At 68.0% G+C, this 24,294-nt stretch carries 18 protein-coding genes; 13 read left to right on the top strand and 5 right to left on the bottom strand.

Annotation, left to right across the window (positions count from 1 at the left end; genetic code table 11):
- Positions 1-21 precede the first annotated feature (21 nt).
- The 3 genes from PKB_RS15350 to mgtA all read left to right on the top strand — a co-directional run bounded on the left by PKB_RS15350 (position 22) and on the right by mgtA (position 8,219).
- Positions 22-1,755, top strand: coding sequence for an autotransporter assembly complex protein TamA (locus PKB_RS15350; RefSeq protein ID WP_043253049.1), 1,734 nt, complete (start codon positions 22-24; stop codon positions 1,753-1,755).
- Positions 1,752-5,417: a translocation/assembly module TamB domain-containing protein gene (locus PKB_RS15345; RefSeq protein ID WP_043253047.1), complete on the top strand. Its 3,666-nt coding sequence runs from the start codon at positions 1,752-1,754 to the stop codon at positions 5,415-5,417. Before PKB_RS15350 ends, PKB_RS15345 begins: the two co-directional genes overlap by 4 nt.
- Positions 5,418-5,516: 99 nt before the next feature.
- The gene (mgtA, locus tag PKB_RS15340) at positions 5,517-8,219 is read left to right on the top strand and encodes a magnesium-translocating P-type ATPase (protein ID WP_043253045.1); all 2,703 of its coding nucleotides are present in this window, start codon (positions 5,517-5,519) and stop codon (positions 8,217-8,219) included.
- A gap of 108 nt (positions 8,220-8,327) precedes the next feature.
- Here mgtA and PKB_RS15335 read toward each other — a convergent pair whose 3' ends face one another.
- Entirely contained in the window at positions 8,328-8,789 is a 462-nt protein-coding gene (locus PKB_RS15335) for a thermonuclease family protein (RefSeq protein WP_043253044.1), read from the bottom strand.
- Between the two features lie 179 nt (positions 8,790-8,968).
- Between PKB_RS15335 and tpx the strand changes: the two genes are divergently transcribed.
- The 4 genes from tpx (at position 8,969) to PKB_RS15315 (ending at position 15,663) form a co-directional block, all read left to right on the top strand.
- Positions 8,969-9,469 carry a thiol peroxidase gene (gene tpx, locus PKB_RS15330; protein WP_043253041.1) on the top strand — a complete coding sequence of 167 codons (501 nt, stop codon included), beginning with the start codon at positions 8,969-8,971 and terminating at the stop codon, positions 9,467-9,469.
- A 301-nt stretch (positions 9,470-9,770) separates the two neighbouring features.
- On the top strand, positions 9,771-11,078 hold the full coding sequence (locus PKB_RS15325; protein ID WP_043253039.1) for an MdtA/MuxA family multidrug efflux RND transporter periplasmic adaptor subunit: 1,308 nt from the start codon (positions 9,771-9,773) through the stop codon (positions 11,076-11,078).
- Positions 11,075-14,185 (top strand): MdtB/MuxB family multidrug efflux RND transporter permease subunit, encoded by a 3,111-nt coding sequence (locus PKB_RS15320; protein ID WP_043253038.1) that lies wholly within the window; start codon positions 11,075-11,077, stop codon positions 14,183-14,185. Before PKB_RS15325 ends, PKB_RS15320 begins: the two co-directional genes overlap by 4 nt.
- Positions 14,182-15,663 (top strand): efflux transporter outer membrane subunit, encoded by a 1,482-nt coding sequence (locus PKB_RS15315; protein ID WP_043253037.1) that lies wholly within the window; start codon positions 14,182-14,184, stop codon positions 15,661-15,663. Before PKB_RS15320 ends, PKB_RS15315 begins: the two co-directional genes overlap by 4 nt.
- A gap of 81 nt (positions 15,664-15,744) precedes the next feature.
- Here PKB_RS15315 and PKB_RS30155 read toward each other — a convergent pair whose 3' ends face one another.
- Positions 15,745-16,287: a C40 family peptidase gene (locus tag PKB_RS30155; RefSeq protein WP_052355301.1), complete on the bottom strand. Its 543-nt coding sequence runs from the start codon at positions 16,285-16,287 to the stop codon at positions 15,745-15,747.
- Between the two features lie 202 nt (positions 16,288-16,489).
- Here PKB_RS30155 and PKB_RS15305 point away from each other — a divergent pair, with 202 nt between their 5' ends.
- Positions 16,490-17,188, top strand: a complete 699-nt coding sequence (locus PKB_RS15305) for an AzlC family ABC transporter permease (protein WP_043253035.1) — start codon at positions 16,490-16,492, stop codon at positions 17,186-17,188.
- Entirely contained in the window at positions 17,185-17,499 is a 315-nt protein-coding gene (locus PKB_RS15300) for an AzlD domain-containing protein (RefSeq protein ID WP_043253033.1), read from the top strand. The genes PKB_RS15305 and PKB_RS15300 overlap by 4 nt, the downstream gene beginning before the upstream one ends.
- Positions 17,500-17,629: 130 nt before the next feature.
- Here the strand turns inward: PKB_RS15300 and PKB_RS15295 are convergent, their stop codons facing one another.
- Positions 17,630-17,962, bottom strand: a complete 333-nt coding sequence (locus tag PKB_RS15295) for an antibiotic biosynthesis monooxygenase family protein (RefSeq protein ID WP_043253031.1) — start codon at positions 17,960-17,962, stop codon at positions 17,630-17,632.
- The gene (locus tag PKB_RS15290; RefSeq protein ID WP_043257398.1) at positions 17,959-18,681 is read right to left on the bottom strand and encodes a CTP synthase C-terminal region-related (seleno)protein; all 723 of its coding nucleotides are present in this window, start codon (positions 18,679-18,681) and stop codon (positions 17,959-17,961) included. The genes PKB_RS15295 and PKB_RS15290 overlap by 4 nt, the downstream gene beginning before the upstream one ends.
- Positions 18,682-18,785: 104 nt before the next feature.
- Here PKB_RS15290 and PKB_RS15285 point away from each other — a divergent pair, with 104 nt between their 5' ends.
- Positions 18,786-19,670 (top strand): LysR family transcriptional regulator, encoded by an 885-nt coding sequence (locus PKB_RS15285; protein ID WP_084166656.1) that lies wholly within the window; start codon positions 18,786-18,788, stop codon positions 19,668-19,670.
- Positions 19,671-19,677: 7 nt separating this feature from the next.
- Here the strand turns inward: PKB_RS15285 and PKB_RS15280 are convergent, their stop codons facing one another.
- Positions 19,678-19,923 (bottom strand): hypothetical protein, encoded by a 246-nt coding sequence (locus PKB_RS15280; protein WP_043253026.1) that lies wholly within the window; start codon positions 19,921-19,923, stop codon positions 19,678-19,680.
- Positions 19,924-20,090: 167 nt separating this feature from the next.
- Here PKB_RS15280 and PKB_RS15275 point away from each other — a divergent pair, with 167 nt between their 5' ends.
- The 3 genes from PKB_RS15275 to PKB_RS15265 are packed head-to-tail and all read left to right on the top strand — an operon-like array spanning position 20,091 to position 24,290.
- Positions 20,091-20,876 carry an efflux RND transporter periplasmic adaptor subunit gene (locus PKB_RS15275; protein ID WP_043253024.1) on the top strand — a complete coding sequence of 262 codons (786 nt, stop codon included), beginning with the start codon at positions 20,091-20,093 and terminating at the stop codon, positions 20,874-20,876.
- A complete protein-coding gene (locus PKB_RS15270; RefSeq protein ID WP_043253021.1) occupies positions 20,873-22,189 on the top strand; it encodes an efflux RND transporter periplasmic adaptor subunit in 1,317 nt (438 codons plus the stop codon). The genes PKB_RS15275 and PKB_RS15270 overlap by 4 nt, the downstream gene beginning before the upstream one ends.
- Position 22,190: 1 nt before the next feature.
- A complete protein-coding gene (locus PKB_RS15265) occupies positions 22,191-24,290 on the top strand; it encodes a biotin/lipoyl-binding protein (RefSeq protein ID WP_043253019.1) in 2,100 nt (699 codons plus the stop codon).
- Positions 24,291-24,294: the final 4 nt, after the last annotated feature.

Below are 24,294 nucleotides of genomic sequence, written 5' to 3'. Positions count from 1 at the left end.
TGTCGTGTTAGCATCCGCGCCATGAAATTCGTCCATGGATCACTTCGGCTCGCGCTGATCGGACTCTTGTGCTGGATCGGCACGGTAGCGGCAGCGGAAAGCCAACTCGAAGTACGCATCAACCCTTCCAATTCCGCGCTCAAAGCCAACATCGAAGCCTTCGTCGGTACCGTCGAGGGCCGCGACCAGGCCGCCCTGCGGCGCCTGCGGCGCACCACCCAGGAGCAGGCGCAGCAGGCGGCGCAGGCGCTGGGGTATTACCAGGCACGCATTCGCGTACGCGTGCGCGGCGAAGACAAGGCGCCGCGCCTGCGCATCGACGTGGAGCCCGGCGAGCCGGTGCGCTTGCGCAATGTCAGCATCGTCATCGAAGGCCCGGCGTCGAAGCTGAAGAGCTTCCGTGTACCGGGCGGCGACGGCCTCAAGCCCGGCGCCCAGCTCAACCACGGCACCTACGAGGACGCCAAGCGGCTGATCCAGAACCAGGCCTCGCGCTTCGGCTTCTTCCGTGGCCAGTTCACCAAGCAGTCGCTGCGCGTCGACCCCGAAGCCGGCGTCGCCGATATCGACCTGGACTACGTCAGCGGGCCGCGCTTCTACCTCGGCGCGGTGAGCTTCCAGGGCGACTTCCCATTCGACGAGGAATTGCTGCAGCGCATGGTGCCGTTCCAGCAGGGCGCGCCCTACGACTCGGAGCTGATCGCCGACCTCAACCAGGCCCTGCAATCCAGCGGCTACTTCGACGGCGTTCGGGTCGATGCCTCGCCGCTGCAGGCCAAGGGCGAGACCGTCCCGGTCGACGTCCACCTGACCGCGCGCAAGCCGCGCTCCCTCGGCGTCGGCCTGGGCTTCTCCACCGACGTCGGGCCGCGGGCGAAATTCAGCTGGACCCGCCATTGGGTCAACCCACAGGGCCATAGCCTGGGCACCGAGGCCGAGCTGTCGGGGCCGCGGCAGAACGTCGGGGCCTGGTACGAGGTGCCGCTCGATCCGCCGCTGACCGACAAGTTGCGCTTCACCACCGGCTACCAGAACGAAGACCTGGTGGACACCGAGAGCAAGCAGTTCACCATCGGCGGCGAATGGCAGCGCAAGCTGCCCAACGGCTGGCAGCGTTCCTTCTCGCTGAACTGGCTGCACGAGGAGTACCTGCTGGGCGACGACTCGGGCAACAGCAGTTTCCTGATGCCCGGCGTCGGTTACTCGATCCTGGTCGCCGACAACAAGGTCGACCCCCATGAGGGCTATCGCCTGCAGCTGGACTCCAAGTTCGCCAAGGAAGGTGCGCTCGCCGATGCCGACGTCGCCTACGCCGCCGCCGTGGCCAGGGGCCTGACCACCTTCGCCGGCGGTCACCGTCTGCTCGGCCGCGTGCAGGTGGGCGGCATCGCCACCAACGACTACTCGAAGATTCCGCCGTCGCTGCGCTTCTTCGCCGGCGGCGACCAGAGCGTGCGTGGCTACGACTACCAGACGCTGTCGCCGAAGAACTCCGACGGCGACCGCATCGGCGGCCGCTACATGATCGCCGGCAGTGTCGAGTACCAATACCCGCTCGCCGAGAAATGGCGCCTGGCGACCTTCGTCGACCAGGGCAACTCCTTCAACTCGCTGGACTTCCCCTCGATCAAGACCGGCGTCGGTTTCGGCATCCGCTGGGTGTCTCCTGTCGGGCCTCTGCGCCTGGACCTCGCCGACGGCCTGGACGATGGCGGCGGCTGGCGCATCCACTTCTCCATGGGGCCCGAGCTGTGAAGCGCCTGCTGAAGATTCTCCTGGCCGGCGTGCTGGGCTTGCTATTGCTGGTCTGTGTGGCGCTGTTCGCCGTGCTCGGCAGCGAATCCGGCAGTCGCTGGGCCTTGTCGCGTATACCGGGCCTGCAAGTCGATGACTTCAGTGGCCGCCTTGGGGGCGCCTGGCAGGCCAAGCACCTGGCCTGGAAGGACGCGTCTACCGAATTGGAAATCGACCAGCCGCAACTGGCCTGGTCACCGGCCTGCCTGCTGCAACGGACCCTGTGTGTCGACCGCCTGGTCGCTGAGCGTGTGCAACTGCGCCTCGCACCCAGCACATCCGAACCCAGCAGCGGGCCGATCGAACTGCCAGCCCTGAAGCTGCCGTTGGCCATCCGCCTGGGCGAAGTGCGCCTGGGCAGCTTCCTGCTCGACGGCAACGAGCAGGTCAAACAGGTACAGGCCAGCGCCCACTGGGAAGCGGACGGCCTGCACATCGACAGCCTCAAGGCCGCCCGTGACGACCTGGCTCTGGAGCTGCGCGGCTTGCTCACGCCCACTGGCAACTGGCCGCTGCAGGCCGAAGGCAGCCTGACCCTGCCGGCGCCCGGCAAGCAGCCGTGGAACCTGAAGCTGCAGGCCAAGGGCGAGTTGCTCGGCCATCTGGCGCTGGAAGCTGACAGCAGCGGCTACCTGAACGGCCACCTCAAGGGCGACCTGCAGCCCCTGGCGGACAACCTGCCGGCCACTGCCCAGATCACAGCCGATGGCTTCAAAGGCGCTGCCGAGCTGCCTGACACCCTGGTGCTGAACAAGGTGCTGCTGAATGCCAAGGGCGACCTTGCCAGCGGCTACCAGGTCGCCGGCTCGGCGCTGTTGCCGGGCGAGGGCGGCGACGTTGCCCTGGTGCTCAAGGGCCGCGTCGACGCCAAGGGCGCCGACATCGCCGCGCTCGACCTGAGCGCCGCGCCGGAACAGCGCCTGGGCCTGAGCGGCCGCCTGGACTGGGAAGAGGGCTTCGCAGCCGACGCACGCCTCGACTGGCAGGACTTCCCCTGGCTGCGCCTTTACCCGATGGAGCCGCCGCCGGTGGTGTTGCACCGTCTACAGGCCGAACTGCAGTACCGCGACGGCGGCTACCTGGGCAACTTCGCCGCCGAAGCCAATGGCCCGGCCGGCGCTTTCCAGCTGAGCAGTCCGATCTCCGGCAACCTCTCCGAGGTGCACCTGCCTTCGCTGCAGTTGAAAGCAGGGCAAGGCAAGGCCGAGGGCAGCCTGGGCCTGAAGTTCGCCGATGCCATCGCCTGGGACGCGCAATTGAAACTGAGCGACCTCGACCCCGCCTACTGGGTCGCCGAGTTGCCGGGCAAGCTCGGCGGTCCGTTGAGCAGCCAAGGCAGCTTCAAGGACGGCGTGCTCGCGCTGCAGGCCAACCTCGACCTGCAAGGCCGCTTGCGCGGCCAGTCGGCGGTTTTCAAGACCGCTGCCGTTGGGCAGGGGCAGAACTGGAAGCTCGACGGCCTCGACCTGCGCCTGGGCGACAACCGCATCAGCGGCCAGGCCAGCCTCGACCAGCGCCTGGCCGGCCGGCTCGACATCGCCCTGACACGCCTTGGCCAGCTGTGGCCGCAACTGCAAGGGCAGATGGCGGGGCGCCTCGACCTCGCCGGCACGCTCAAGGCCCCGCAAGGCAAGCTCGACCTCAAGGGGCAGCGCATCGCCTTCCAGGACAACGGCGTGCGCGAACTCACGCTCAGCGCCGACCTCGACGCCGCCCAGCGCGGTCGCCTGGATCTGCTCGCCGATGGCCTGCGCGCCGGCGACACGAAATTCGGCCAGCTCAAGGCCAGCGGCCAGGGCAACCTGCAACGCCAGCAGCTCGACCTCAGCCTGCAAGGCAAGCCGCTGGTGCTGGCGCTGGGCTTCGACGGCAATTGGAACGGCCGCGACTGGCGCGGCCGCCTGGCCAAGGGTGAACTGCAGAGCGGCGGCCAGGACTGGCGCCTGCAACAGCCGGCGCGCCTGGAACGGCTCGCCGACGGCCGCCTGAACCTCGGCGCGCATTGCTGGGTGTCCGGTCCGGCGAGCCTGTGCGGTGGTGAGCAGCGCCTGCTGCCCGAGCCGAAACTGAGCTGGAAGCTGCGCGACTTCCCGCTGGACAGCCTGGCGCGCTGGCTGCCGGAAGACTTCGCCTGGCAAGGCAAGCTCAATGGCGACGTGCAGCTCGACCTGCCGGCGCGCGGCCCCAACGGCAATATCGTTCTCGATGCCGGCAGCGGCACCTTGCGCCTGAAGGACCAGGACCAGTGGCTCGACTTCCCGTACCAGAGCCTGCGCCTGGAGAGTCGCCTGACCCCCACGCGCATCGACAGCAGCCTGCAGTTCCATGGCGGCAAGCTCGGCACCCTGGACGCCCAGGCGACCCTCGATCCGCGTCCGAAGAGCAAGCCGCTCACCGGCAGCTTCCAGCTCAGCGGGCTCGACATTTCGGTGGCGCGGCCTTTCGTGCCCATGGTCGAGCGTCTGCAAGGGCACCTGGATGGTAGCGGTCGCATCTCCGGTGGCCTGCTTGCGCCGCACCTGGACGGCCAGCTGCAGCTGCGCGACGGCGAGATTTCCGGCGGCGACCTGCCGACGCGCGTGGAGAACCTCCAGCTGCTGGCGCGTATCGCCGGCGAGCGGGTCGATCTCGACGGCCACTGGAGCGGCGGTGCCAAGGGCAGCGGCAAGCTGGCCGGCTACCTGGCCTGGAGCCAGGGCCTGGACATGGACTTGAAGATCCCCGGCGACAGCCTGCCAGTGGCGGTCGAGCCCTACGCCAACCTGGAAGTCAGCCCGGACCTGGCGATCCGCATGGCCGCCGAAAAACTCAGCGTCTCCGGCAACGTGCAGGTGCCGCGTGGCGCCATCGTCATCCGCCAGCTGCCGCCCTCTACGGTGAAGGTCTCCGGCGATACCGTGATCGTCGGCGCGCCGCCGAAGCAGGCGGGCGGGACCAACCTGGCGATGGATGTCGACGTCAGGGTCGGCCAGGAGAAGCTGACCTTCAATGGCTTCGGCCTGACCGCGGAACTGGCCGGCCAGGTGCACATCGGCGACAACCTCGACACCCGTGGCGAGCTCAGCCTGAACAAGGGCCGCTACAGCGCCTACGGCCAGAAGCTGACCATCCGCCGCGCGCGCTTGCTGTTCGCCGGGCCCATCGACCAGCCGTACCTGGACATCGAGGCGGTGCGCAAGGTCGATGACGTGACTGCCGGCCTGCGCCTGTCGGGCAATGCCGAGCAGCCGCGCAGCGAAGTCTTCTCGGAGCCGGCGATGAGCCAGGAGCAGGCGCTGTCCTACCTGGTCATGGGCCGGCCGCTGAACAGCGGCGAGGACAGCAACATGCTCGGCGAAGCGGCCCTGGCCCTGGGCCTGGCCGGCAGCGCGCCGGTCACCGGCGAGGTCGCCAAGCACCTGGGCATCCAGGACTTCCAGCTCGGCACCGAAGGCACCGGCAACAGCACCAACGTGGTCGCCAGCGGCCAGCTCACCGATCGCCTGAGCCTGCGCTATGGCGTCGGGGTGTTCGAGCCGGCCAACACGGTCGCGCTGCGCTACCTGCTGAGCAAGAAGGTCTACCTGGAAGCCGCCAGCGGCCTGGCCAGCTCGCTGGATATCTTCTACAAGCGCGACTTCTGAGCCGCGCGCCCGGCCGGGCGCGCGCCTTCATTACACCTTAAGGATGCCCGCAGAGACTCCCTGCGCCGCCAGTCGTGACGGTGGCGAAGGGGACTCGTCATGCACTTCGATCGACTCAGGGAAAACCTGCTCGATTTCTTCAACAAGGGCCAGCCCGCGCGCCAGCGACGGCGCCTGGCGCTGCCCGACTCGCCGCGCGGCGCGGCGGCGGAGCCGCTTGCCCAGGCATTGCTGGACTGGTCGGTGCTGGAGCCGCAGGTGCTGTTCGAGCGCCTGGGCAGCCGCCGCGAAGGCCTGAGCGAAGCCGAGGCTGGCGAGCGCCTGGGCGCCGGGCCGAACGAGATCGACCAGCAGCGCGCGCTGCCCTGGTGGGCGCACCTGTGGTTCTGCTACTGCAACCCCTTCAACCTGCTGCTCAGCGTGCTCGCGCTGATCGCCTGCCTCACCGGAGACCTGCCGGCCACGCTGCTGATCGGCGTCATGGTCGGCGTTTCCACGCTGCTGCGGTTCGTCCAGGAAAAGCGCTCCAACGACGCCGCTGAACGGCTGAAGGCCATGGTCGGCAACACCGCCACGGTTTTCCGCGCGGACGAGGCCGAGTCGGGCCTGACGCGCCGCCGCGAGGTGCCGATCCGCCAACTGGTGGCCGGCGACGTGCTCTGGCTGTCGGCCGGCGACATGGTGCCGGCGGACGTGCGCCTGCTCAGCACCAAGGACCTGTTCGTCAGCCAGGCGGCGCTGACCGGGGAATCGCTGCCGGTGGAGAAGTTCGCCCAGGTCCGCGATGCCCGCCAGGACAACCCGCTGGAGCGCGACAGCCTGTGCTTCATGGGCACCACCGTGGTCAGCGGCTCGGCCCTGGCGCTGGTGGTCGGCACTGGTGCGCGCACCTTCTTTGGCGCGCTGGCTGCGCGAACGTGCATCGGCGGCCGTCCTTCCACCGCCTTCCAGGCCGGGATCAACAAGGTCAGCTGGCTGTTGATCCGCTTGATGCTGGCGATGGCGCCGGTGGTGCTGCTGCTCAACGGCTACACAAAGGGCGACTGGCTGCAGGCAGCGCTGTTCGCGCTGGCGGTGGCAGTCGGCCTGACCCCGGAGATGCTGCCGCTGATCGTCACCTCCACCCTGGCCAAGGGCGCGGTAGCGTTGAGTCGGCGCAAGGTGATCGTCAAGCGCCTGGACGCCATCCAGAACTTCGGCGCGATGCACATCCTCTGCACCGACAAGACCGGCACCCTGACCCAGGACCGCATCGTCCTGGAGCGGCATACCGACGTCTACGGCATGGTCGACGACCGCGTGCTGCAGCTGGCCTTCCTCAACAGCTATCACCAGACCGGGCTGAAGAATCTGCTCGACGTCGCCGTGCTCGAGCACGCCGAGCTGCGCCAGGCGCTGCGTGTGGACAGCCGCTACCACAAGGTCGACGAGATTCCCTTCGACTTCGCCCGGCGGCGCATGTCCGTGGTGCTCGGCGAGCGCGACGACCATCACCTGCTGATCTGCAAGGGTGCCCTCGAGGAAGTGCTGGAAGTCTGCGCGACGGTGCGCCATCAGGCCTGTGCCGAGCCGCTGACCGGTGCACGCCTGGAGCACATCCGTGCGGTGGCCGAGGCCCTCAACCGCGACGGCCTGCGGGTGGTCGCGGTGGCGACCCGGACGCTGCCGCCCAGCCGCGAGACCTACGGCCTGGACGACGAGCAGGGGCTGTGTCTGGACGGTTTCATCGCCTTCCTCGATCCGCCGAAGGAGACCACGGCACCGGCCCTGCGCGCGTTGGCCGCGAACGGCGTGGCGGTGAAGGTGCTGACCGGGGACAACGAGCGGGTCAGCCTGAAGGTTTGCCGCGACGTCGGCCTGCCGGTCGAGGGCGTGCTACTCGGCCCGAAGCTGGATGCTTACGGCGACGCTGAGCTAGGCGAGCTGGCCGAGCGCACCACCTTGTTCGCCAAGCTGACGCCGGCGCACAAGGAGCGCCTGGTCCGGGTGCTGCGCGCGCGCGGCCATGTAGTCGGCTTCCTCGGCGACGGCATCAACGACGCGCCGGCGCTGCGCGGCGCCGATATCGGTATTTCGGTGGATTCGGCGGTGGACATCGCCAAGGAAGCGGCCGACCTGATCCTCCTGGAAAAAAGCCTGATGGTGCTGGAGGAGGGCGTGGTGGAAGGGCGGCGCACCTTCGCCAACCTGCTCAAGTACATCCGCATGGCGACCAGCGCGAACTTCGGCAACGCGCTGAGCGTGCTGGCGGCCAGCGCCTTCCTGCCTTTCCTGCCGATGCTGCCGCTGCAATTGCTGCTGCAGAACCTGCTGTACGACCTGGCGCAGATCGCGATTCCCTTCGATGGCGTCGACGCCGAACTCCTGCGCCGCCCGCAGCAGTGGAACCCGGAGGGCCTTGGGCGCTTCATGCTGTGCTTCGGCCCGCTGAGCTCCTTGTTCGACATCGCCACCTTCCTGGTGCTGTGGTTCGTCTTCGAGGCGAACACGCCGGCGCAGCAAGGGCTGTTCCAGTCCGGCTGGTTCGTCGAAGGCCTGCTCTCACAGCTGCTGGTGGTGCACATGATCCGCACCCGGCGCATTCCCTTCCTGCAGAGCCGTGCGGCCTGGCCGGTGCTCGCGGCCACCCTGGGCATAGGCGCGCTGGCGGTGTTCCTGGCGCAAGGGGCACTGGCCCACTCGTTCCGCATGCAGGCATTGCCGGCGGACTACTGGCCGTGGCTGGCGCTGATCCTGGTGGGCTACATGGTGATGGTGCAGGGCTTGAAGGGCTGGTTCGTGCGGCGATTCGGCTGGGCCTGAGAGTTCGGATCGCCCCCTGTGTAGGAGCGGATCTTATCCGCGAAATCCCGGCACGACGTCTCTTTGTAGGAGCGGGCCATGCCCGCGAATCGCGGCCATGGGCCGCTCCTACAGGTTGGTGTTCCACAGACCGATCTTCCGCGCCCGCGCTTCCTGCTCCTCGAAGCTGTACTGTGCGCGCTCCTCTTCGCCCTGCGCGGCGTCGGGTTTCCAGCGGGCCAGGCCGACGCTGAGCAGGGCGCGGCTGACGTCCAGGGTGTGGCCACAACTCGGGCAGTCCGGCGGGGTGGCCCAGACGGCAGCGGTCAGCTGACCGGATGGCTGCGGCAGCGGTTGGCGCAAAGTCACCGAATGAGCGCCGACCAACTCGTCGAGACGCCGGCGCGCTGTTTCGGCAACGGCTGTCGGGATCTCGATACCGCGCAGTGCGACGCTCAGGTCGTGGCCTTCGCTGCTGCGACAAATCAGGCTAGAGCCGCTGTCCACTGCAGTGACGTGGCAGCTTTCGTCAGCCAGAGCCGGCAACGACAACAGCGGGGCGAAGAGCAGGGCGAATCGGGTGCGTCGCATGGGGCCTCCTTGAAGGGCGCCCAGCATAGCGCCGGGCGGCGTTGAAATCCGCTTTCCCGCTCGGCGCTTTTCCGACCGATTCACTCGGGCAAGTTCATGCTAGGATTTGCCTCGGCCCCGATTTCCCGGTCCCCGCCGGCTCTGCGGCGGGGCCTCCCCACGACAGAAGGAATACCGCAATGGCTCAAGTCACCCTCAAGGGCAACCCGATCAACGTCGACGGCCAGCTGCCGCAGAAAGGCCAGCAGGCTCCGGCGTTCAAGCTCGTCGGCGGCGATCTGGCCGATGTGTCCCTGGAGAACTTCGCCGGCAAGCGCAAGGTGCTGAACATCTTCCCCAGCGTCGACACCCCGACCTGCGCCACCTCGGTTCGCAAGTTCAACGTCGAAGCCAGCAAGCTGGCCAACACCGTGGTGCTGTGCGTTTCCGCCGACCTGCCGTTCGCCCAGAAACGCTTCTGCGGCGCCGAAGGCCTGGACAACGTGGTGAACCTGTCGACCATGCGTGGCGCCGAGTTCCTCGCCAACTACGGCGTGGCCATCGCCAACGGCCCGCTGGCCGGCCTGGCCGCCCGTGCGGTGGTGGTGCTGGACGAGAACAACAAGGTGCTGCACAGCGAGCTGGTCGGTGAGATCGCCGACGAGCCGAACTACGCCGCCGCCGTCGCTGCGCTGAGCTGATCACGCTCGGGCGCCGGATAGCCCCGGCGCCGCTCCCCTCGATGCCGCCCGCGCCACTGGCCGGGCGGCATCGTCGTTTTCGGGGGCGACAATGGCAGCGGAACGTCCGCCGGCAAGTCGCGTTCAAGCGCTCTAACTCTCGGTAAACAAAGGTAAATAGCGGGTAAAGAGGCTTTGCCTGCAAGCTGCCAGTGATTATCGTTCAGCGCTGAATGTTTATCGGTGGAGCTACGCCCGTGCTAGCGGCGTTTCCCGCCGTGCCCCGCTATTCTCTAGGACCCTTGGCCGCCCGATGACCACTATGACCCCAAGCAACGGATCGCCCTCGAAACTGCGCAAGCTGCGCCCCTGGCTGATCACCGCGGCGGCCTTCGCCGGGGTGGTCGCGCTGAGCATGTGGTTGCACAGGACCAGCTCGGCGCCGGAGCCTCAGGGCGGTGGCGGGCCCGGGCCGCGCGGCGCGATGAGCGGACGCGGGCCGGGCGGGCAGGGCGGCGGTACGGCGATCACGGTCAGCGTGGCGCCGGTGTTGAAGGGCGACCTGCCGGTGCACTACCACGCGCTGGGCACGGTGACGGCCTACAACACCGTGAACGTGCGTGCGCGGGTCAACGGCCAGCTGCTCAAGGTGCCGTTCCAGGAAGGCCAGGAGGTCAAGGCCGGCGACGTGCTGGCGGTGATCGACCCGCGCCCCTACCAGGCAGCGCTGGACCAGGCGGTGGGCACCCTGCAGCAGAACCAGGCGCAGCTGAAGAACGCGCAGATCGACCTGGCGCGCTACAAGGGCCTGTACGCCGAGGACTCCATCGCCAAGCAGACTCTGGACACCCAGGAAGCGCTGGTGCGCCAGTACGAGGGCACCCTGCGCACCAACCAGGGCCAGGTCGACGACGCCAAGCTCAACCTCGAATTCACCCAGGTGCGCGCACCGATTTCCGGGCGCCTCGGCCTGCGCCAGGTGGACGTCGGCAACCTGGTGACGTCCAGCGACACCACGCCACTGGTGGTGATCACCCAGGTCAAGCCGATCTCGGTGGTCTTCGCCCTGCCGCAGCAGCAGCTGGGCACCGTCGCCCGCCAGCTCTCCGGCTCCCAGCCCGTCCCGGTGGAGGCGCTGGACCGCAACCAGAACCGCACCCTGGCCAGCGGCGTACTCAAGACCCTGGACAACCAGATCGACACCACCACCGGCACGGTCAAGCTCAAGGCCGCCTTCGCCAACACCGACCAGGCGTTGTTCCCCAACCAGTTCGTCAACGTGCGCCTGCTTGCCGAGACCCTACACGGGGTGCTGAGCATTCCGGCAAACGCCGTGCAGCGCGGTAACGATGGCACCTACGTCTACCTGGTGGACAAGGACGACAAGGCCAAGCGCCAGCTGGTCGAGCTGGGCACCAGCGAGAATGAGCGAGTGGTCGTCACCAAGGGCCTGGACGCTGGCCAGCGCGTCGTCGTCGAAGGCACCGACCGCCTGCGCGACGGCACCCGCCTGCACATAGTCGCCAGCGACGAAGAAGCCCGCGCCGATGCGAGCACGGATGGCGAAGGCGCCTCGCCCAAGCCCTTCGGCTCGGACGCGCCCGCCCAGGACAGCGGTAAGAGCGAATGAACCCGTCGCGCCTGTTCATCCTGCGGCCGGTCGCCACTACCCTGCTGATGGTGGCGATCCTGCTGTCGGGGATCATCGCCTACCGCTTCCTGCCGATCTCGGCGCTGCCGGAAGTGGATTACCCGACCATCCAGGTGGTCACCCTGTATCCGGGTGCCAGCCCCGAGATCATGACCTCCTCGGTGACCGCGCCGCTGGAGAACCAGTTGGGGCAGATCCCCGGGCTCAACGAGATGTCCTCCACCAGCTCCGGCGGGGCGTCGGTGATAACCCTGCAGTTCAGCCTGCAGGTCAATCTCGATGTCGCCGAACAGGAAGTCCAGGCGGCGATCAACACCGCGCAGAGCCTGCTGCCCAAGGACCTGCCGAACCAACCGGTGTACAGCAAGGTCAACCCGGCCGACGCGCCCATCCTGACCCTGGCGGTGATGTCGCCGGACATGCCGCTGCCGAAGATCCAGGACCTGGTCGACACGCGCCTCGCGCAGAAGATTTCGCAGATTTCCGGCGTCGGCCTGGTCAGCATCAGCGGCGGCCAGCGCCCGGCCGTGCGCATCCGTGCCAACCCTTCGGCGCTGGCGGCGGCGGGGCTGAGCCTCAGCGACCTGCAGACCACCATCACCAACAACAACCTCAATGGCCCGAAAGGCAGCTTCGACGGCCCGACGCGCTCCTCGACCCTGGACGCCAACGACCAGCTGAAATCGGCGAGCGCGTACCGCGACCTGATCGTCGCCTACAAGAACGGCTCGCCGCTGCGCGTGCGCGACGTGGCCAGCGTCGAGGACGATGCCGAGAACGTGCGCCTGGCCGCCTGGGCCAACGACGCGCCGGCGGTGGTGCTGAACATCCAGCGCCAGCCGGGCGCCAACGTCATCGAAGTGGTCGACAGCATCAAGAAGATGCTGCCGCAGTTGCAGGCGAGCCTGCCGGGCAACCTCGAAGTCACGGTGCTGACCGACCGCACCACGACCATCCGCGCCTCGGTGAAGGACGTGCAGTTCGAACTGTTCCTCGCCGTCTGCCTGGTGGTGATGGTCACCTTCCTGTTCCTGCGCAACCTCTCGGCGACCCTGATCCCCAGCTTCGCCGTGCCGCTGTCGCTGATCGGCACCTTCGGCGTCATGTACCTGGCCGGTTTCTCGATCAACAACCTGACGCTGATGGCGCTGACCATCGCCACCGGTTTTGTGGTCGACGACGCCATCGTCATGGTGGAGAACATCGCGCGTTACCTGGAGCAGGGCGACTCCCCGCTGGAAGCCGCGCTCAAGGGCTCGAAGCAGATCGGCTTCACCATCATCTCGCTGACCTTCTCGCTGATCGCCGTGCTGATCCCGCTGCTGTTCATGGGTGACGTGGCCGGCCGGCTGTTCCGCGAGTTCGCCATCACCCTGGCGGTGGCCATCCTGATTTCCGGCTTCGTCTCGCTGACGCTCACACCGATGCTCAGCGCCAAGCTGCTGCGCCACATCGAGCCGGAGCAGGAGGGCCGCTTCGCCCGCGCTGCCGGCCGCTTCATCGAACGCATGATCGAGCGCTATGCCGCTGCCTTGCGTGTGGTCCTGCGCCACCAGGGGCTGACCCTGCTGGTGGCCGTCGGCACGCTGGTGGTGACCGCCGCGCTGTACGTGTTCATGCCCAAGGGCTTCTTCCCGGTGCAGGACACCGGGGTGATCCAGGGCATCGCCGAAGCGCCGCAGTCGATCTCCTTCCAGGCCATGGCCAACCGTCAGCAGGAGCTGGCCAAGGTGGTGCTGGCCGACCCGGACGTGGCGAGCCTGTCGTCCTTCATCGGCGTCGACGGCACCAACGCCACGCTCAACACCGGGCGCCTGCTGATCAACCTCAAGCCGCACGCCGAGCGCGACCTGTCCGTCAGCGAAGTGATCCGCCGCCTGCAGCCGCAACTGGACAAGGTGCGGGGCATCAAGCTTTACCTGCAGCCGGTGCAGGACCTGACCATCGAAGACCGCATCGCCCGCACCCAGTACCAGTTCACCTTGCAGGACGCCGACCCCGACGTGCTCGCCGAGTGGGTACCGAAATTGCTCGACCGGCTACAGCAGTTGCCGCAGTTGGCGGACGTTGCCAGCGACTGGCAGGACAAGGGCCTGCAGGCCTACATCGATATCGACCGCGACACCGCCTCGCGCCTGGGCGTGAGCCTGTCGAACATCGACAGCGTGCTCTACAGCGCCTTCGGCCAGCGGCTGGTCTCGACCATCTTCACCCAGGCCACCCAGTACCGCGTGGTATTGGAGGTGGCGCCGGACTTCCAGATCGGCCCGCAGTCCCTGGAGAACCTCTACGTGCCGGCCAGCGACGGCACCCAGGTGCGCCTGTCCAGCCTGGCGAAGGTGGAGGAGCGCCACACCCTGCTGGCGATCAACCACATCGCCCAGTTCCCGGCGGCGACCCTGTCGTTCAACCTGGCCAAGGGCGTGTCCCTCGGCGAGGCGGTGCAGGCGATCCGCGATGTCGAGGCGCAAATGAACATGCCGGCGAGCCTGGAGGGCAACTTCCGTGGCGCGGCCTCGGCCTTCGAGGCGTCGCTGTCCAACACCCTGCTCCTGGTGCTGGCCTCGATCGTCACCATGTACATCGTGCTGGGCATCCTCTACGAGAGCTTCATCCACCCGGTGACCATCCTCTCCACGCTGCCCTCTGCAGGTGTGGGCGCATTGCTGGCGCTGATGCTGGCGGGGCAGGACATCGGCATCGTGGCGATCATCGGCATCATCCTGCTGATCGGCATCGTCAAGAAGAACGCGATCATGATGATCGACTTCGCCCTGGACGCCGAACGCACCCTCGGCCTGACCCCGCGCGAGGCGATCCTCGAAGCCTGCATGAAGCGCTTCCGGCCGATCATGATGACCACCCTGGCCGCCATCCTCGGCGCGCTGCCGCTGATCTTCGGCATCGGCAGCGACGCCGCGCTGCGCCGCCCGCTGGGCATGACCATCGTCGGCGGCCTGATCGGCAGCCAGCTGCTGACCCTCTACACGACCCCCGTGGTCTACCTCTATCTTGACCGCCTGCGCCACTGGGTCAACAAGAAGCGTGGCGTGCGCACCGACGGCGCCCTGGAGACACCGCTATGAACCGCCCGAACCTTTCCCCCGGCCTGCTCGCCCTGGCGCTCTGCGCGGCGCTTGCCGGCTGCGCCGTCGGCCCCGACTACAAGCGTCCGCAGGTCGCGGTGCCGGCCGCCTTCAAGGAAGGCGAGGGCTGGCGCATGGCGCAGCCGGCCGATCTGCAGAACCACGGGCAGTGGTGGTCGCTGTACAGCGACCCGACCCTGAACGACCTGCAGCAGCGCCTGCTCAAGGCCAACCAGACCCTGGCCGAGTCCGAGGCCTCGTACCGGCAGTCCGTGGCGTTGGTGAAGGGCGCGCGCGCGTCCTTCTTCCCGAGCGTGACCGGCAATGTCGACAAGACCCGTTCCGGGCAGGGCGGCAGTAGCAGCAACGTGCGCCTGGCCGATGGCTCCACGGTGTCCAGCGGCGGCAGCGGCGGGGTGAGCAACAGCTATTCGGCGAGCCTCGGCGTGAGCTGGGAGCTGGACCTGTGGGGCAAGCTGCGCCGCCAACTGGAAGCCGACAGCGCCACCCGTGACGCCAGCGCTGCGGACCTCGCCGCTTCACGCCTGTCGCTGCAGTCGCAACTGGCGCAGAACTACCTGCAGCTGCGCGTGATGGACCAGCAGATCAAGCTGCTCAACGACACCGTCGAGGCCTATCAGCGTTCGCTGAAACTCACCGAGAACCAGTACAACGCCGGCATCGTCACCAAGGCCGACGTGGCCCAGGCGCGTACCCAGCTGAAGAGCACCGAGGCCCAGGCCATCGACCTCAAGTACCAGCGCGCCCAGCTCGAACACGCTATCGCGGTGCTGGTCGGCCTGCCGCCGGCGCAGTTCAGCCTCGCCGCCAACGGCCAGGTGCCCAGGCTGCCGGAACTGCCTGCGCTGGTGCCGTCGCAGCTGCTGGAGCGGCGCCCGGACATCGCCTCCGCCGAGCGCAAGGTGATCTCCGCCAACGCGCAGATCGGCGTGGCCAAGGCCGCCTGGTTCCCCGACCTGACCCTGAGCGCCACCGGCGGCTACCGCAGCGGCAGCTTCCAGAACTGGATCGAGACGCCGAACCGCTACTGGTCGATCGGCCCGCAGTTCGCCATGACCCTGTTCGACGGCGGGCTGATCGCCTCGCAGGTGGAGCAGGCCGAGGCCAGCTACGACCAGACAGTGGCGACCTATCGGCAGACCGTGCTCGACGGCTTCCGCGAGGTGGAGGACTACATGGTCCAGCTCAAGGTGTTGGAAGAGGAGAGTGGCGCGCAGAGCGAAGCCCTGGACGCCGCCCGCGAGGCGCTGCGCCTGACGACCAACCAATACAAGGCCGGCACCGTCGACTACAGCAACGTGGTCACCACCCAGACCACGGCGCTGTCGAACGAGCGTAGCGTGCTCACCCTCTACGGCAACCGCCTGGTCGCCAGCGTGCAGCTGATCGCCGCCATGGGCGGCGGCTGGGACAGTGCGCAGATCGCCAGCGAAGGGCAGAAGGCCAAGACGCCGTAAAGCTCGGATATCTCCGCGTCGGAGTTACCTTGTAGGAGCCTGGCCAGATGCCAGGCTCTCGCGCCATTGACGATGGTGCGTTTACAGGGTGCGGAAGCGCCGCGCGGTGCGGTAATGCCGCTTCCAGTAGCCGTTGTCCAGCGAATCGATACGCACCGTCTTGCCAGTGCTCGGCGCATGGATGAAACGTCCATCGCCCAGGTACAGGCCGACATGGCTGGCGCGCTGGCTGCCGTTGTGGCTGAAGAACACCGCGTCGCCGGGCTTCAGCGCCTGGCGCGACACCTGGCGATGACGCTGGCGGATCATGCCGTGGGTGCTGCGCGGCAGCTCCATCCCGGCGTCCTGGCGGAACAGGTAGACCAGCAGGCCGCTGCAATCGAAACCGGTGCGTTCCGACGCGCCGCCCCAACGGTAGGGCATGCCCTGCAACTGCTGGGCGTGCCGGAGCAGCCGGTTCAGCTTTTGCCGCTCCTTGGCCGAACGCTGCCATCCCCCTGACGGAGGTCGCTCAGCGCGAGAGGCAGTCACCTTGGTGGTGGAAGCATGGCGTTCTGCGGCGCCGGCCTGGCCGGTGGCCAGGCTGGGCAGCAGGATGAGGAAGAGCAGCAGGAAGATTTGCACGACGGAAAACCACGGGCTGTTCGGAAAGCGCGGACATGCTAGATGCCGCACCTTTTGCGATCAGTCGGAAATTCCTTAATTAACGTGTGGGAATTGTCCTAATCAAAAGGCGCCCGTGACTCGCAAAACAGCAAGAACGTTCAAGGCGCCCGCCGCCATTTCTGCCAAGCTCGCCCGACCTGATCCTCAAGCCGTCTTCCCCATGTCCCACGATCTGCTTCCCGCCCGCGCCTTCCTGCGCGGTGCCATCGCCATCATGCCGCTGTCCATCGCGGTCCTGCCCTGGGGCCTGCTCGCCGGCTCCCTGGCCATCGAGGCCGGCCTTTCGCCGCTGCACGGCCAGGGCCTGTCGGCCATCGTCTTCGCCGGCGCCGCGCAACTGGTGGCGATCGGCATGCTCAAGGGCGGTGCCGGGTTCCTCTCGATCATGCTCACCACGCTGCTGCTGACCTCGCAGCACCTGCTCTACGGCATGAGCATGCGCCCGGTGATCGCCGACCTGCCGGGGCGCTGGCGGATCGGCCTGGGCTTCCTGCTCACCGATGAATTCTTCGCCCTGACCAGCCAGTACGACCGCGAAGCCTTCAACCGCTGGTACGCCCTGGGCGTCGGCCTGACCTTCTACATCGCCTGGAACCTCTTCACCCTGGCCGGCGTGCTGCTGGGCAGCAGCATTCCGGGGCTTGAGCACCTGGGCCTGGACTTCTCCGTCGCCGCGACCTTCGTGGCGTTGATCGCACCGGTGGTGCGCAGCGTGCCGACGGTGGTCTGCGTGGCTGTCTCGCTGTTCTGCTCGGTGCTGTTCAGCTACTGGCACCTGGGCTCGGCCCTGGTGCTCGCGGGCCTCGCGGGGATGACCGCAGGCTTCGTCTGCAACAAGTTCAGTGGGAGGTCGGCATGATGGTCTGGGCCGTGATCGTCGGCATGGGGCTGATCGTCTTCTTCAACCGCTACGTGTTCCTCGAACCACGCCTGCCGATCCGCCTGGGCAGCAACATCCGGCAGTTCCTCGGCTTCGCCGTGCCGGGAATGCTCACGGCGATCTGCGGGCCGATCGTGTTCCTGCCCGAGCACCAGCTGAACCTCCGCCTGGACAACCCCTACCTGCTCGGTTCGCTGGTGGCGGTGGGGCTGGTGCTGTGGACGCGCAATACGCTGGTCAGCGTCTTGCTGAGCATGGGGGTGTTCTTCCTGCTGCGCTGGTGGCTGTAGACGCGGATCTCATCCGCGAACCGCATGGCACGACATTTACCCTGTAGGAGCGGCCCATGGCCGCGATTCGCGCGCATGGCGCGCTCCTACAATGAGGTATTGGCTCGGAGATTTTCGCGGATGAGATCTCCTACAGGTCGCTGCCGTCGAATCCGTAGGCCCGCTCGACCTTCGCCACCCGCACCTGGAACTGCCGATACCACGCGCGGCGGGCCCCCTCGCGGGCCATTCGGTGTTCGGCGTTTTCCCGCCAGTGGCGGATGCTTTCTTCGTCGCGCCAGTAGGACACCGTTATACCCAGCCCATCTTCTCCGCGCGCCGACTCCACGCCGAGGTAGCCCGGCTGTTCGGCGGCGAGTTCCAACATGCGTTCTGCGGTTATGCCGTAGCCGGCGTCCTGCGCAGTGCGCAGGGAGGTGAAGATCACGGCGTAGTAGGGCGGTTCGGGCGTCTTGGCGATCATTGGGGGCTTCTGGCGTGTTGCTCGACGGCGCGCAGGAAGGCTTCGGCCAGCGGCACGCTGACGCCGGCCAGGGCCTTGCGCTCGGGTTGGAACAGGGTGGCGACGAAGAAGGGATGATCCTCGGCTTCCAGCGCGCGGATGCTGCCGTCTTCGCCGTGGGCGCTCGCCGTCAGTGAGTCGCCGAACAGGGCTTCCTGGTACTCGGGGTTGATCCCGTAGCTGCAGCGATAGCCTTCGCGAATGCTCGGCTTGCCGTAGGCGCTGGCCAGGCGTGAGCCCGGGCGCAGGCGGATTTCTTCGCGTACTTCGACCAGCGCGCAGGGCAGCGCGTGGATCACCGGGCGAGCCGCTTCGGGATCCAGTTCCGCGTGGGCGGCATCGTCCCAGCCCAGGACATTGCGGGCACGCTCCAGCAAGGCGTGCTGGAAGCCCGCGCAGGTGCCGAGATAAGGCGTGCCGCTGGTGCGCGCATGGCGGATGGCACGCAGCGCGCCCTCGGTGTCGCGGTAAGGGCTGCCGGGAATGCACCAGAAGCCGGCGTAGCCTTCCAGTGGCAGGCCCTGGGCCAGCCGCTCGGTGTGCAGCCATTCCAGGCGCAGGGTGCCGGCGTGGGGCAGCAGCGACTGCTGCAGCGCCAGGGGGATGGCCCAGTGCGCCATGACCTGGCTGTCACGATCACCGATCAGGCCGATACGTAGAACCTTGCGCAGCTTCCGCATCTTTCGCACCCCAGCGTCGACGCCCATTGGCGGGCTACGGTGAGCAATTTATAGTTGCGCAGACGCAATAAAAATTGGCGATAACGCAATTCATGAGTGCATCGATGCAATATCGGTTGGAGTACACCGACCTTTCCCTGGTACTCGCCCTGGTGCGGGGCGGCAACCTGGCGCGGGCCGCGGAATTGCTGGCCGTAGACGTCTCCACAGTGTTCCGCGCCATCCGCCGGCTGGAGAAGGCGCTGGGCACCGCGCTGTTCGAGAAGGGCCGTGCCGGCTACCTGCCGACCAACCTGGCGCAGCAGCTGGCGCGCCAGGCCGAGCAGGCCGAGCAGGCGCTGGAGGCGGCGCGGGTCGGGTTGGAGCAGGGCCGCGAAGTGCTCAGCGGCACCGTGCGCCTGACCTGCACCGACGCCGTATTGCAGGGCATCCTGCTGCCGGCGCTGGGGCGTTTCATGGGCGACTACCCGGGCTTGCACCTGGAGCTGTCCACCTCCAACGCCTTCGCCAACCTCAGCCGGCGCGACGCCGACATCGCCCTGCGCCTGACCACCGCACCGCCGGAATACCTGGTCGGCCGCTGCCTGGGCGAGGTGCGCTATGCGCTCTGTGCGCATCGCGACTATCTAAGCGCCAATGCCGGCCGCGACTGGAGCGAGCTGAGCTGGATCGCCCCGGACGAGTTCATGCCCGACCATGCCAGCGTGGCCTGGCGTCGCCAGAGTTTCCCGGCGGTGATCCCGGCCTATCGTTGCAACAGCATCGTCTCGGTGCTCGAACTCTGCCGCGGCGGCCTGGGCCTGGCGGCGCTGCCCGACTATCTATTGCGCGACGGTGACGGCCTGCAGGTGCTGCAGGGCGACCTGCCCGGTTGCGGTAACGCCCTCTGGCTACTGACCCGCCCCGATTGCCGTGCCCTGCGCAGCGTGGTGACGCTGTTCGAGGAACTGGCGCGGCACATCCGCTTGCCGGTGCCGGCACAAGGCTGAGGGCGGGTCAGCCTTCGGGCAGCGGCGATTCCTCGACGATATCGGTGACGGTGATGCCGTAACGGCGCAGCAACTGCCCGACCGGCCCTTCCGGGGCATCGCGGGCAGTGCCGTACTCACCGGGCTTGAGGTTCTCGGTCGCCCACTCCAGGACGTGCTCGGCCGCTTCTTCCGGGCTCGGTTGCTGCGCCGACTGCAGTTGCAATTGGTCGGTGTTGTTGTGGCGCGTGAAGGTGATTTTCCAGGTTGGCATGTCGATTTCTCCTGCCGCTGACTGGTCTGCGGATGACTGCATCCAGTGCGCAGGATTCGAACGAACCGACGGACTGCCAGCGTGATGGCCAAATGATCTGACGAAGTCCGTTTCCTACAAGCCGGCTCTCCCTTAGACTGCGCGCCATTCTGTCAGAGGGATGGACGATGGTTAGGGGTGTGTGCTGGACGGCGCTGGTCGCCATGGGGATCGTGGGCAGTCTGCAGGCGGCGCAGGAGCCGGTGGCGGACCCGTTGTTGCCGGTGGCGGCGTCGAGCGCGTCGACCAACGATTCGCGCGAGGTGCGCGGCGTGTTGCATGCCCGTGAGCAGGCGATGCTGTCCAGCGAACTGGCCGGGCGCATCCTCGAAATGCCATTCAGCGAAGGCCAGGCCTTCCACAAGGGCGATGTGCTGGTGCGCTTCGACTGCTCGGCCTACCAGGCCCAGCTGAACGCCGCCCAGTCCGGTGTGCGCGCGGCCAGCGAGGAGCTGGCGCACAACCGCCAGCTGGCGTCGCTGAATTCCGTCGGCCGCTTCGAGGTTGCCCTGGCCGAGGCCAAGCAGGCCGAAGCCCAGGCCCAGGCCCAGGTCTACCAGGTGCAGGTGCGCCGCTGCGCCGTGCAGGCGCCGTACGACGGCCAAGTCGTGCAGCGCAAGGCGCAGCCGTTCGAGAGCGTCGCCAGCGGCGCGCCGCTGCTGGAGATCGTCGACAACCGCAGCCTGGAAATCCGCCTGTTGGTGCCGTCGCGCTGGCTGTCGCGGCTCAAACCGGGCCAGCAGTTCAATTTCGTTCCGGATGAAACCGGCAAGACGCTGCAGGTCGAGGTCAAGCGCCTGGGCGCACGCATCGATGAGGCCAGCCAGACCCTCCTGTTGATCGCCAGCGTGCCGGCCGACGCCGGGCTGGTGGCGGGCATGAGCGGCACCGCGCGGTTCGCGGAGCAGCCATGAACGCACCCGCTGCCGGCAGCGAGGTCGCCTTCGCCCAGTTCATCGCCGTGCAGCGCCAGGCGCGCGCGGCCGACAGCATCGAGCGGCTGGGCTTCGCCATGGTCAACGACGGCCAGGCGCTGTTCGGCTTCCGCCATGCCGCGCTGGTCATCGCCGGCAAGGTCCGCGCGCTGACCGGCGTCAGCGTGGTCGAGCCCAATGCACCTTTCGTTTCCTTCATCGAGCGTGCCTGCAGCGAGCTGGACCAGGGCGATGCGCTGGATCAGCCGCATGTCGTGGACAGCGCGCAGTTCAGCGAGTCGACCCGCCAGGACCTGCTGGAACTGAGCGTGCCGCAGGCCTTCTGGGTACCTCTTAAAGACCGTGCCGGCGTGCGCTTCGGCGGGCTCTGGCTGGCGCGCCAGCAACCCTGGAACACGGCCGAGAAGACCCTGCTCGGCGAGCTGGGCGAGACCTACGCCCACGCCTGGTGCGCCCTGCAGCCGCGCCTGCCGTGGCGCCTGCGCTGGCCGAAGCGGCGTGTGGCGATGGTGCTTGGCGGCGCTGTGCTGCTGCTGTTGCTACCGATCCGCCAGTCCGCGCTGGCGCCGGCGGAAGTGGTGCCCAAGGGCGGCATGGTGATAGCCGCGCCGCTGGACGGTGTGATCGCGAAGGTGGAAGTCCGACCGAACCAGGCGGTAAAGCGCGGCGATCTGCTGGTGCGCTTCGACGCCACCACGCTGAAGGCCCAGGCCGACGTCGCCGAACGCGCCCTTGCGGTGGCCGAGGCGGAGCTCAAGGCCAATACCCAGCGCGCCTTCCAGGATGCGGAGTCGGCCGCGCGCCTCGACCTGCTGGCCGCGCGCGTCGAGCAGAAGCGCGCTGAGCGCGACTACGCCAGGGACCTGCTGCAACGCAGTGAAGTGCGCGCCGAGCAGGACGGCATCGCGGTATTCGCCGACGCCGAGCGCTGGACCGGCAAACCGGTACGCACCGGCGAACGGCTGATGGAAATCGCTGATCCGCAGCGCGCCGAGTTGCGCATCGAGCTGCCGGTGGGCGGCGTCATGAGCCTGGAGCCGGGTGCCGACGTGGCGCTGTTCCTCGACAACCAGCCGCTGACCTCGGTCCCGGCGCAGCTCGAACGCATCGGCTACCAGGCCGAGCCGGTTCCCTCCGGCGGCCTGGCCTACAGCCTGGTGGCCGGCTTCGGAGGCGAGTCGCCGCGCATCGGTTTGCGCGGTACGGCCAAGCTCTATGGCGCGCGTGCGCCCCTTGCCTATTACCTGCTGCGCCGGCCGCTGACCGCGCTGCGCCAGACCCTGGGGCTCTGACATGAGCCTGCCAGTGCTGCGCGACGACCTGCAGCTCTCCGAAGCCGCGCCGACCTTCGATGGCGCGCCGCAGTGGGTCCTCAACGACCCTTTGCGCGGCCGCTACTTCAAGCTGGGCGAGGCCGCCGTGCGCCTGCTGCGCCAATGGAGCCGGGGCGAGGGCGCGGCGGTGCTGGCGGCGGCCAACGCGGGCGGTGGACGAGCGCTGGGCGAGACCGAGTTGGAGCAACTGCTGCGTTTTCTGCGCGAGCACGACCTGATCGCCCCGAGCGACGCCGAGCAGCGCGCCAGCTATGCCGCCAAGGCGCAGATGCGCCAGCACAGCCTGTGGCAGAAGGCGCTGCACCAATACCTGTTCTTCCGCATCCCGCTGTGGCGCCCCGATCCCTTCCTCAATCGCACCTGGCCCTGGCTGGCGCGCAATGGGCGCACCTTGCTCACCGTTGGCCTGCCGCTGGTGCTGAGCCTGGGGCTGTTCCTGGTGGCGCGCGACTGGGACCGCTTCATCGGCAGCTTCTCCTACCTGTTCAGTTGGTCCGGGGCCGCGGCATTCGGCGTGGCGCTGTGGTTCGCCAAGCTCTGCCACGAGCTTGGCCATGCCTACATGGCCAAGCTCGCCGGCTGCCGGGTGCACAGCATGGGCCTGGCCTTCGTGGTGCTGGTGCCGATGTTCTACACCGACGTGTCCGATGCCTGGCGCGTCAGCGGCCGCCGCAGTCGCCTGCTGATCGGCGCCGGCGGCGTGCTGGCGGAGATGCTCCTGGCCTGCGTCGCGCTGCTGGCATGGTCGCTGCTCGCCGACGGCCCCTTGCGCACGGCGGCCTTCCTGCTGGCCAGCGCCACCTGGCTGACCACCCTGGTGATCAACCTCAACCCGTTGATGCGCTTCGACGGCTACTTCCTGCTCAGCGACCTGCTCGCCGTCGACAACCTGCAGGGCCGCGCCTTCGCCCTGTGCCGCTGGCGCCTGCGCGAGCTGCTGTTCGGCTACGGCGCGCCGATGCCCGAGCCCTGGCCGCCGCGCCTGCAGCGGCGCCTGCTGCTGTGGGGCTATGCCTCCTGGGTCTGGCGCGCGGCACTGTTCTTCGGCATCGCCCTGGCGGTCTACCACCTGTTCTTCAAGGTGCTGGGCATTGGCCTGATGCTGGTCGAGCTGGGCTGGTTCATCGCCTTGCCGGTGTGGCGCGAGCTGCAGTTCTGGTGGAAGTACCGCGAGCACGCCGAGCCGCGCAAGGCGCTACCGACCCTGGCTGTCGGCGCGCTGGTGCTGCTGGTCCTGCTGGTGCCTTGGCGCACCTCGGTGGAAGTGCCGGCGGTGCTGGAGGCATCGCAGATGAGCGAGGTGCATACGCCGGTCGGCGCGCGAGTCGCGCAAGTGATGGTGCGCGAAGGTCAGGCGGTGAAGGCGGGCGATCTGCTGCTGGCCCTGGAGTCGCCGGACGTGGACGCCCACCTGCGCATCGCCGGCAGTGAAATCCGCGCGCTGCAGCTGCAGATCGCGCGGGCCACCGCCAATCAGCAGACGGTGGCCGATGCCGGCGTGCTGGAAAGCCAGCTGGCGCAGCAATTGGCCGATTACCGTGGCCTTGCCGCGCAGCGCGAGCGCCTGCAACTGCGCGCCGGGCAAGACGGCGTGGTGCGCGACCTGGGCGCCGACCTGCGGGCCGGCGAGTGGCTGTCGTCGGAGCGCGTGCTGCTGCGCGTGGTTGGCACCCAGAAGCCCAAGCTGCGTGGCTACGTCGAGCAGCAGGCGCTGGCACGCCTGAACCCGGGCGACGAGGGCCACTTCGTTGCCGAACAGCCCGGCTCGCCGGCGCTGGCGGTGCGCCTGATCGAGCTGGACACCGCCAGCAGCGCGGCACTGGCCTTGCCGTTGCTGGCCTCGGACAACGGCGGCCCGCTGGCCGTGCGCCGCGATATCGAACAGCGCGCGATTCCCGAGCACGCCCAGTACGGCGCGCGCCTGGAAGTGCTGGACGATGCTGCGGCGCCGGCGCAGGCGGTGCGCGGCATGGTCACGCTACAGGGGCGCAGCGAGTCGATCATCGGCGGTTTCCTGCGGCGGATGGCGGCGATCGGGGTGCGCGAGAGCGGTTTCTAGGAGA

The sequence above is a fragment of the Pseudomonas knackmussii B13 genome, from assembly GCF_000689415.1.
GTDB classification, from domain to species: domain Bacteria; phylum Pseudomonadota; class Gammaproteobacteria; order Pseudomonadales; family Pseudomonadaceae; genus Pseudomonas; species Pseudomonas knackmussii.
This window is presented reverse-complemented; position numbering and strand designations above follow the sequence as displayed.

What these genes read in the sequence shown, in the direction of transcription:
- PKB_RS15315 (WP_043253037.1), top strand. Translation starts at nt 14,182, where the DNA reads ATGAACCGCCCGAACCTTTCCCCCGGCCTGCTCGCCCTGGCGCTCTGC.
- PKB_RS15305 (WP_043253035.1), top strand. Translation starts at nt 16,490, where the DNA reads ATGTCCCACGATCTGCTTCCCGCCCGCGCCTTCCTGCGCGGTGCCATC.
- PKB_RS15285 (WP_084166656.1), top strand. Translation starts at nt 18,786, where the DNA reads ATGCAATATCGGTTGGAGTACACCGACCTTTCCCTGGTACTCGCCCTG.
- PKB_RS15290 (WP_043257398.1), bottom strand. Translation starts at nt 18,681, where the DNA reads ATGCGGAAGCTGCGCAAGGTTCTACGTATCGGCCTGATCGGTGATCGT.
- PKB_RS15320 (WP_043253038.1), top strand. Translation starts at nt 11,075, where the DNA reads ATGAACCCGTCGCGCCTGTTCATCCTGCGGCCGGTCGCCACTACCCTG.
- PKB_RS15295 (WP_043253031.1), bottom strand. Translation starts at nt 17,962, where the DNA reads ATGATCGCCAAGACGCCCGAACCGCCCTACTACGCCGTGATCTTCACC.
- PKB_RS15350 (WP_043253049.1), top strand. Translation starts at nt 22, where the DNA reads ATGAAATTCGTCCATGGATCACTTCGGCTCGCGCTGATCGGACTCTTG.
- PKB_RS15280 (WP_043253026.1), bottom strand. Translation starts at nt 19,923, where the DNA reads ATGCCAACCTGGAAAATCACCTTCACGCGCCACAACAACACCGACCAA.
- PKB_RS15270 (WP_043253021.1), top strand. Translation starts at nt 20,873, where the DNA reads ATGAACGCACCCGCTGCCGGCAGCGAGGTCGCCTTCGCCCAGTTCATC.
- PKB_RS15335 (WP_043253044.1), bottom strand. Translation starts at nt 8,789, where the DNA reads ATGCGACGCACCCGATTCGCCCTGCTCTTCGCCCCGCTGTTGTCGTTG.
- mgtA (WP_043253045.1), top strand. Translation starts at nt 5,517, where the DNA reads ATGCACTTCGATCGACTCAGGGAAAACCTGCTCGATTTCTTCAACAAG.
- PKB_RS15275 (WP_043253024.1), top strand. Translation starts at nt 20,091, where the DNA reads ATGGTTAGGGGTGTGTGCTGGACGGCGCTGGTCGCCATGGGGATCGTG.
- PKB_RS15265 (WP_043253019.1), top strand. Translation starts at nt 22,191, where the DNA reads ATGAGCCTGCCAGTGCTGCGCGACGACCTGCAGCTCTCCGAAGCCGCG.
- tpx (WP_043253041.1), top strand. Translation starts at nt 8,969, where the DNA reads ATGGCTCAAGTCACCCTCAAGGGCAACCCGATCAACGTCGACGGCCAG.
- PKB_RS15300 (WP_043253033.1), top strand. Translation starts at nt 17,185, where the DNA reads ATGATGGTCTGGGCCGTGATCGTCGGCATGGGGCTGATCGTCTTCTTC.
- PKB_RS15325 (WP_043253039.1), top strand. Translation starts at nt 9,771, where the DNA reads ATGACCCCAAGCAACGGATCGCCCTCGAAACTGCGCAAGCTGCGCCCC.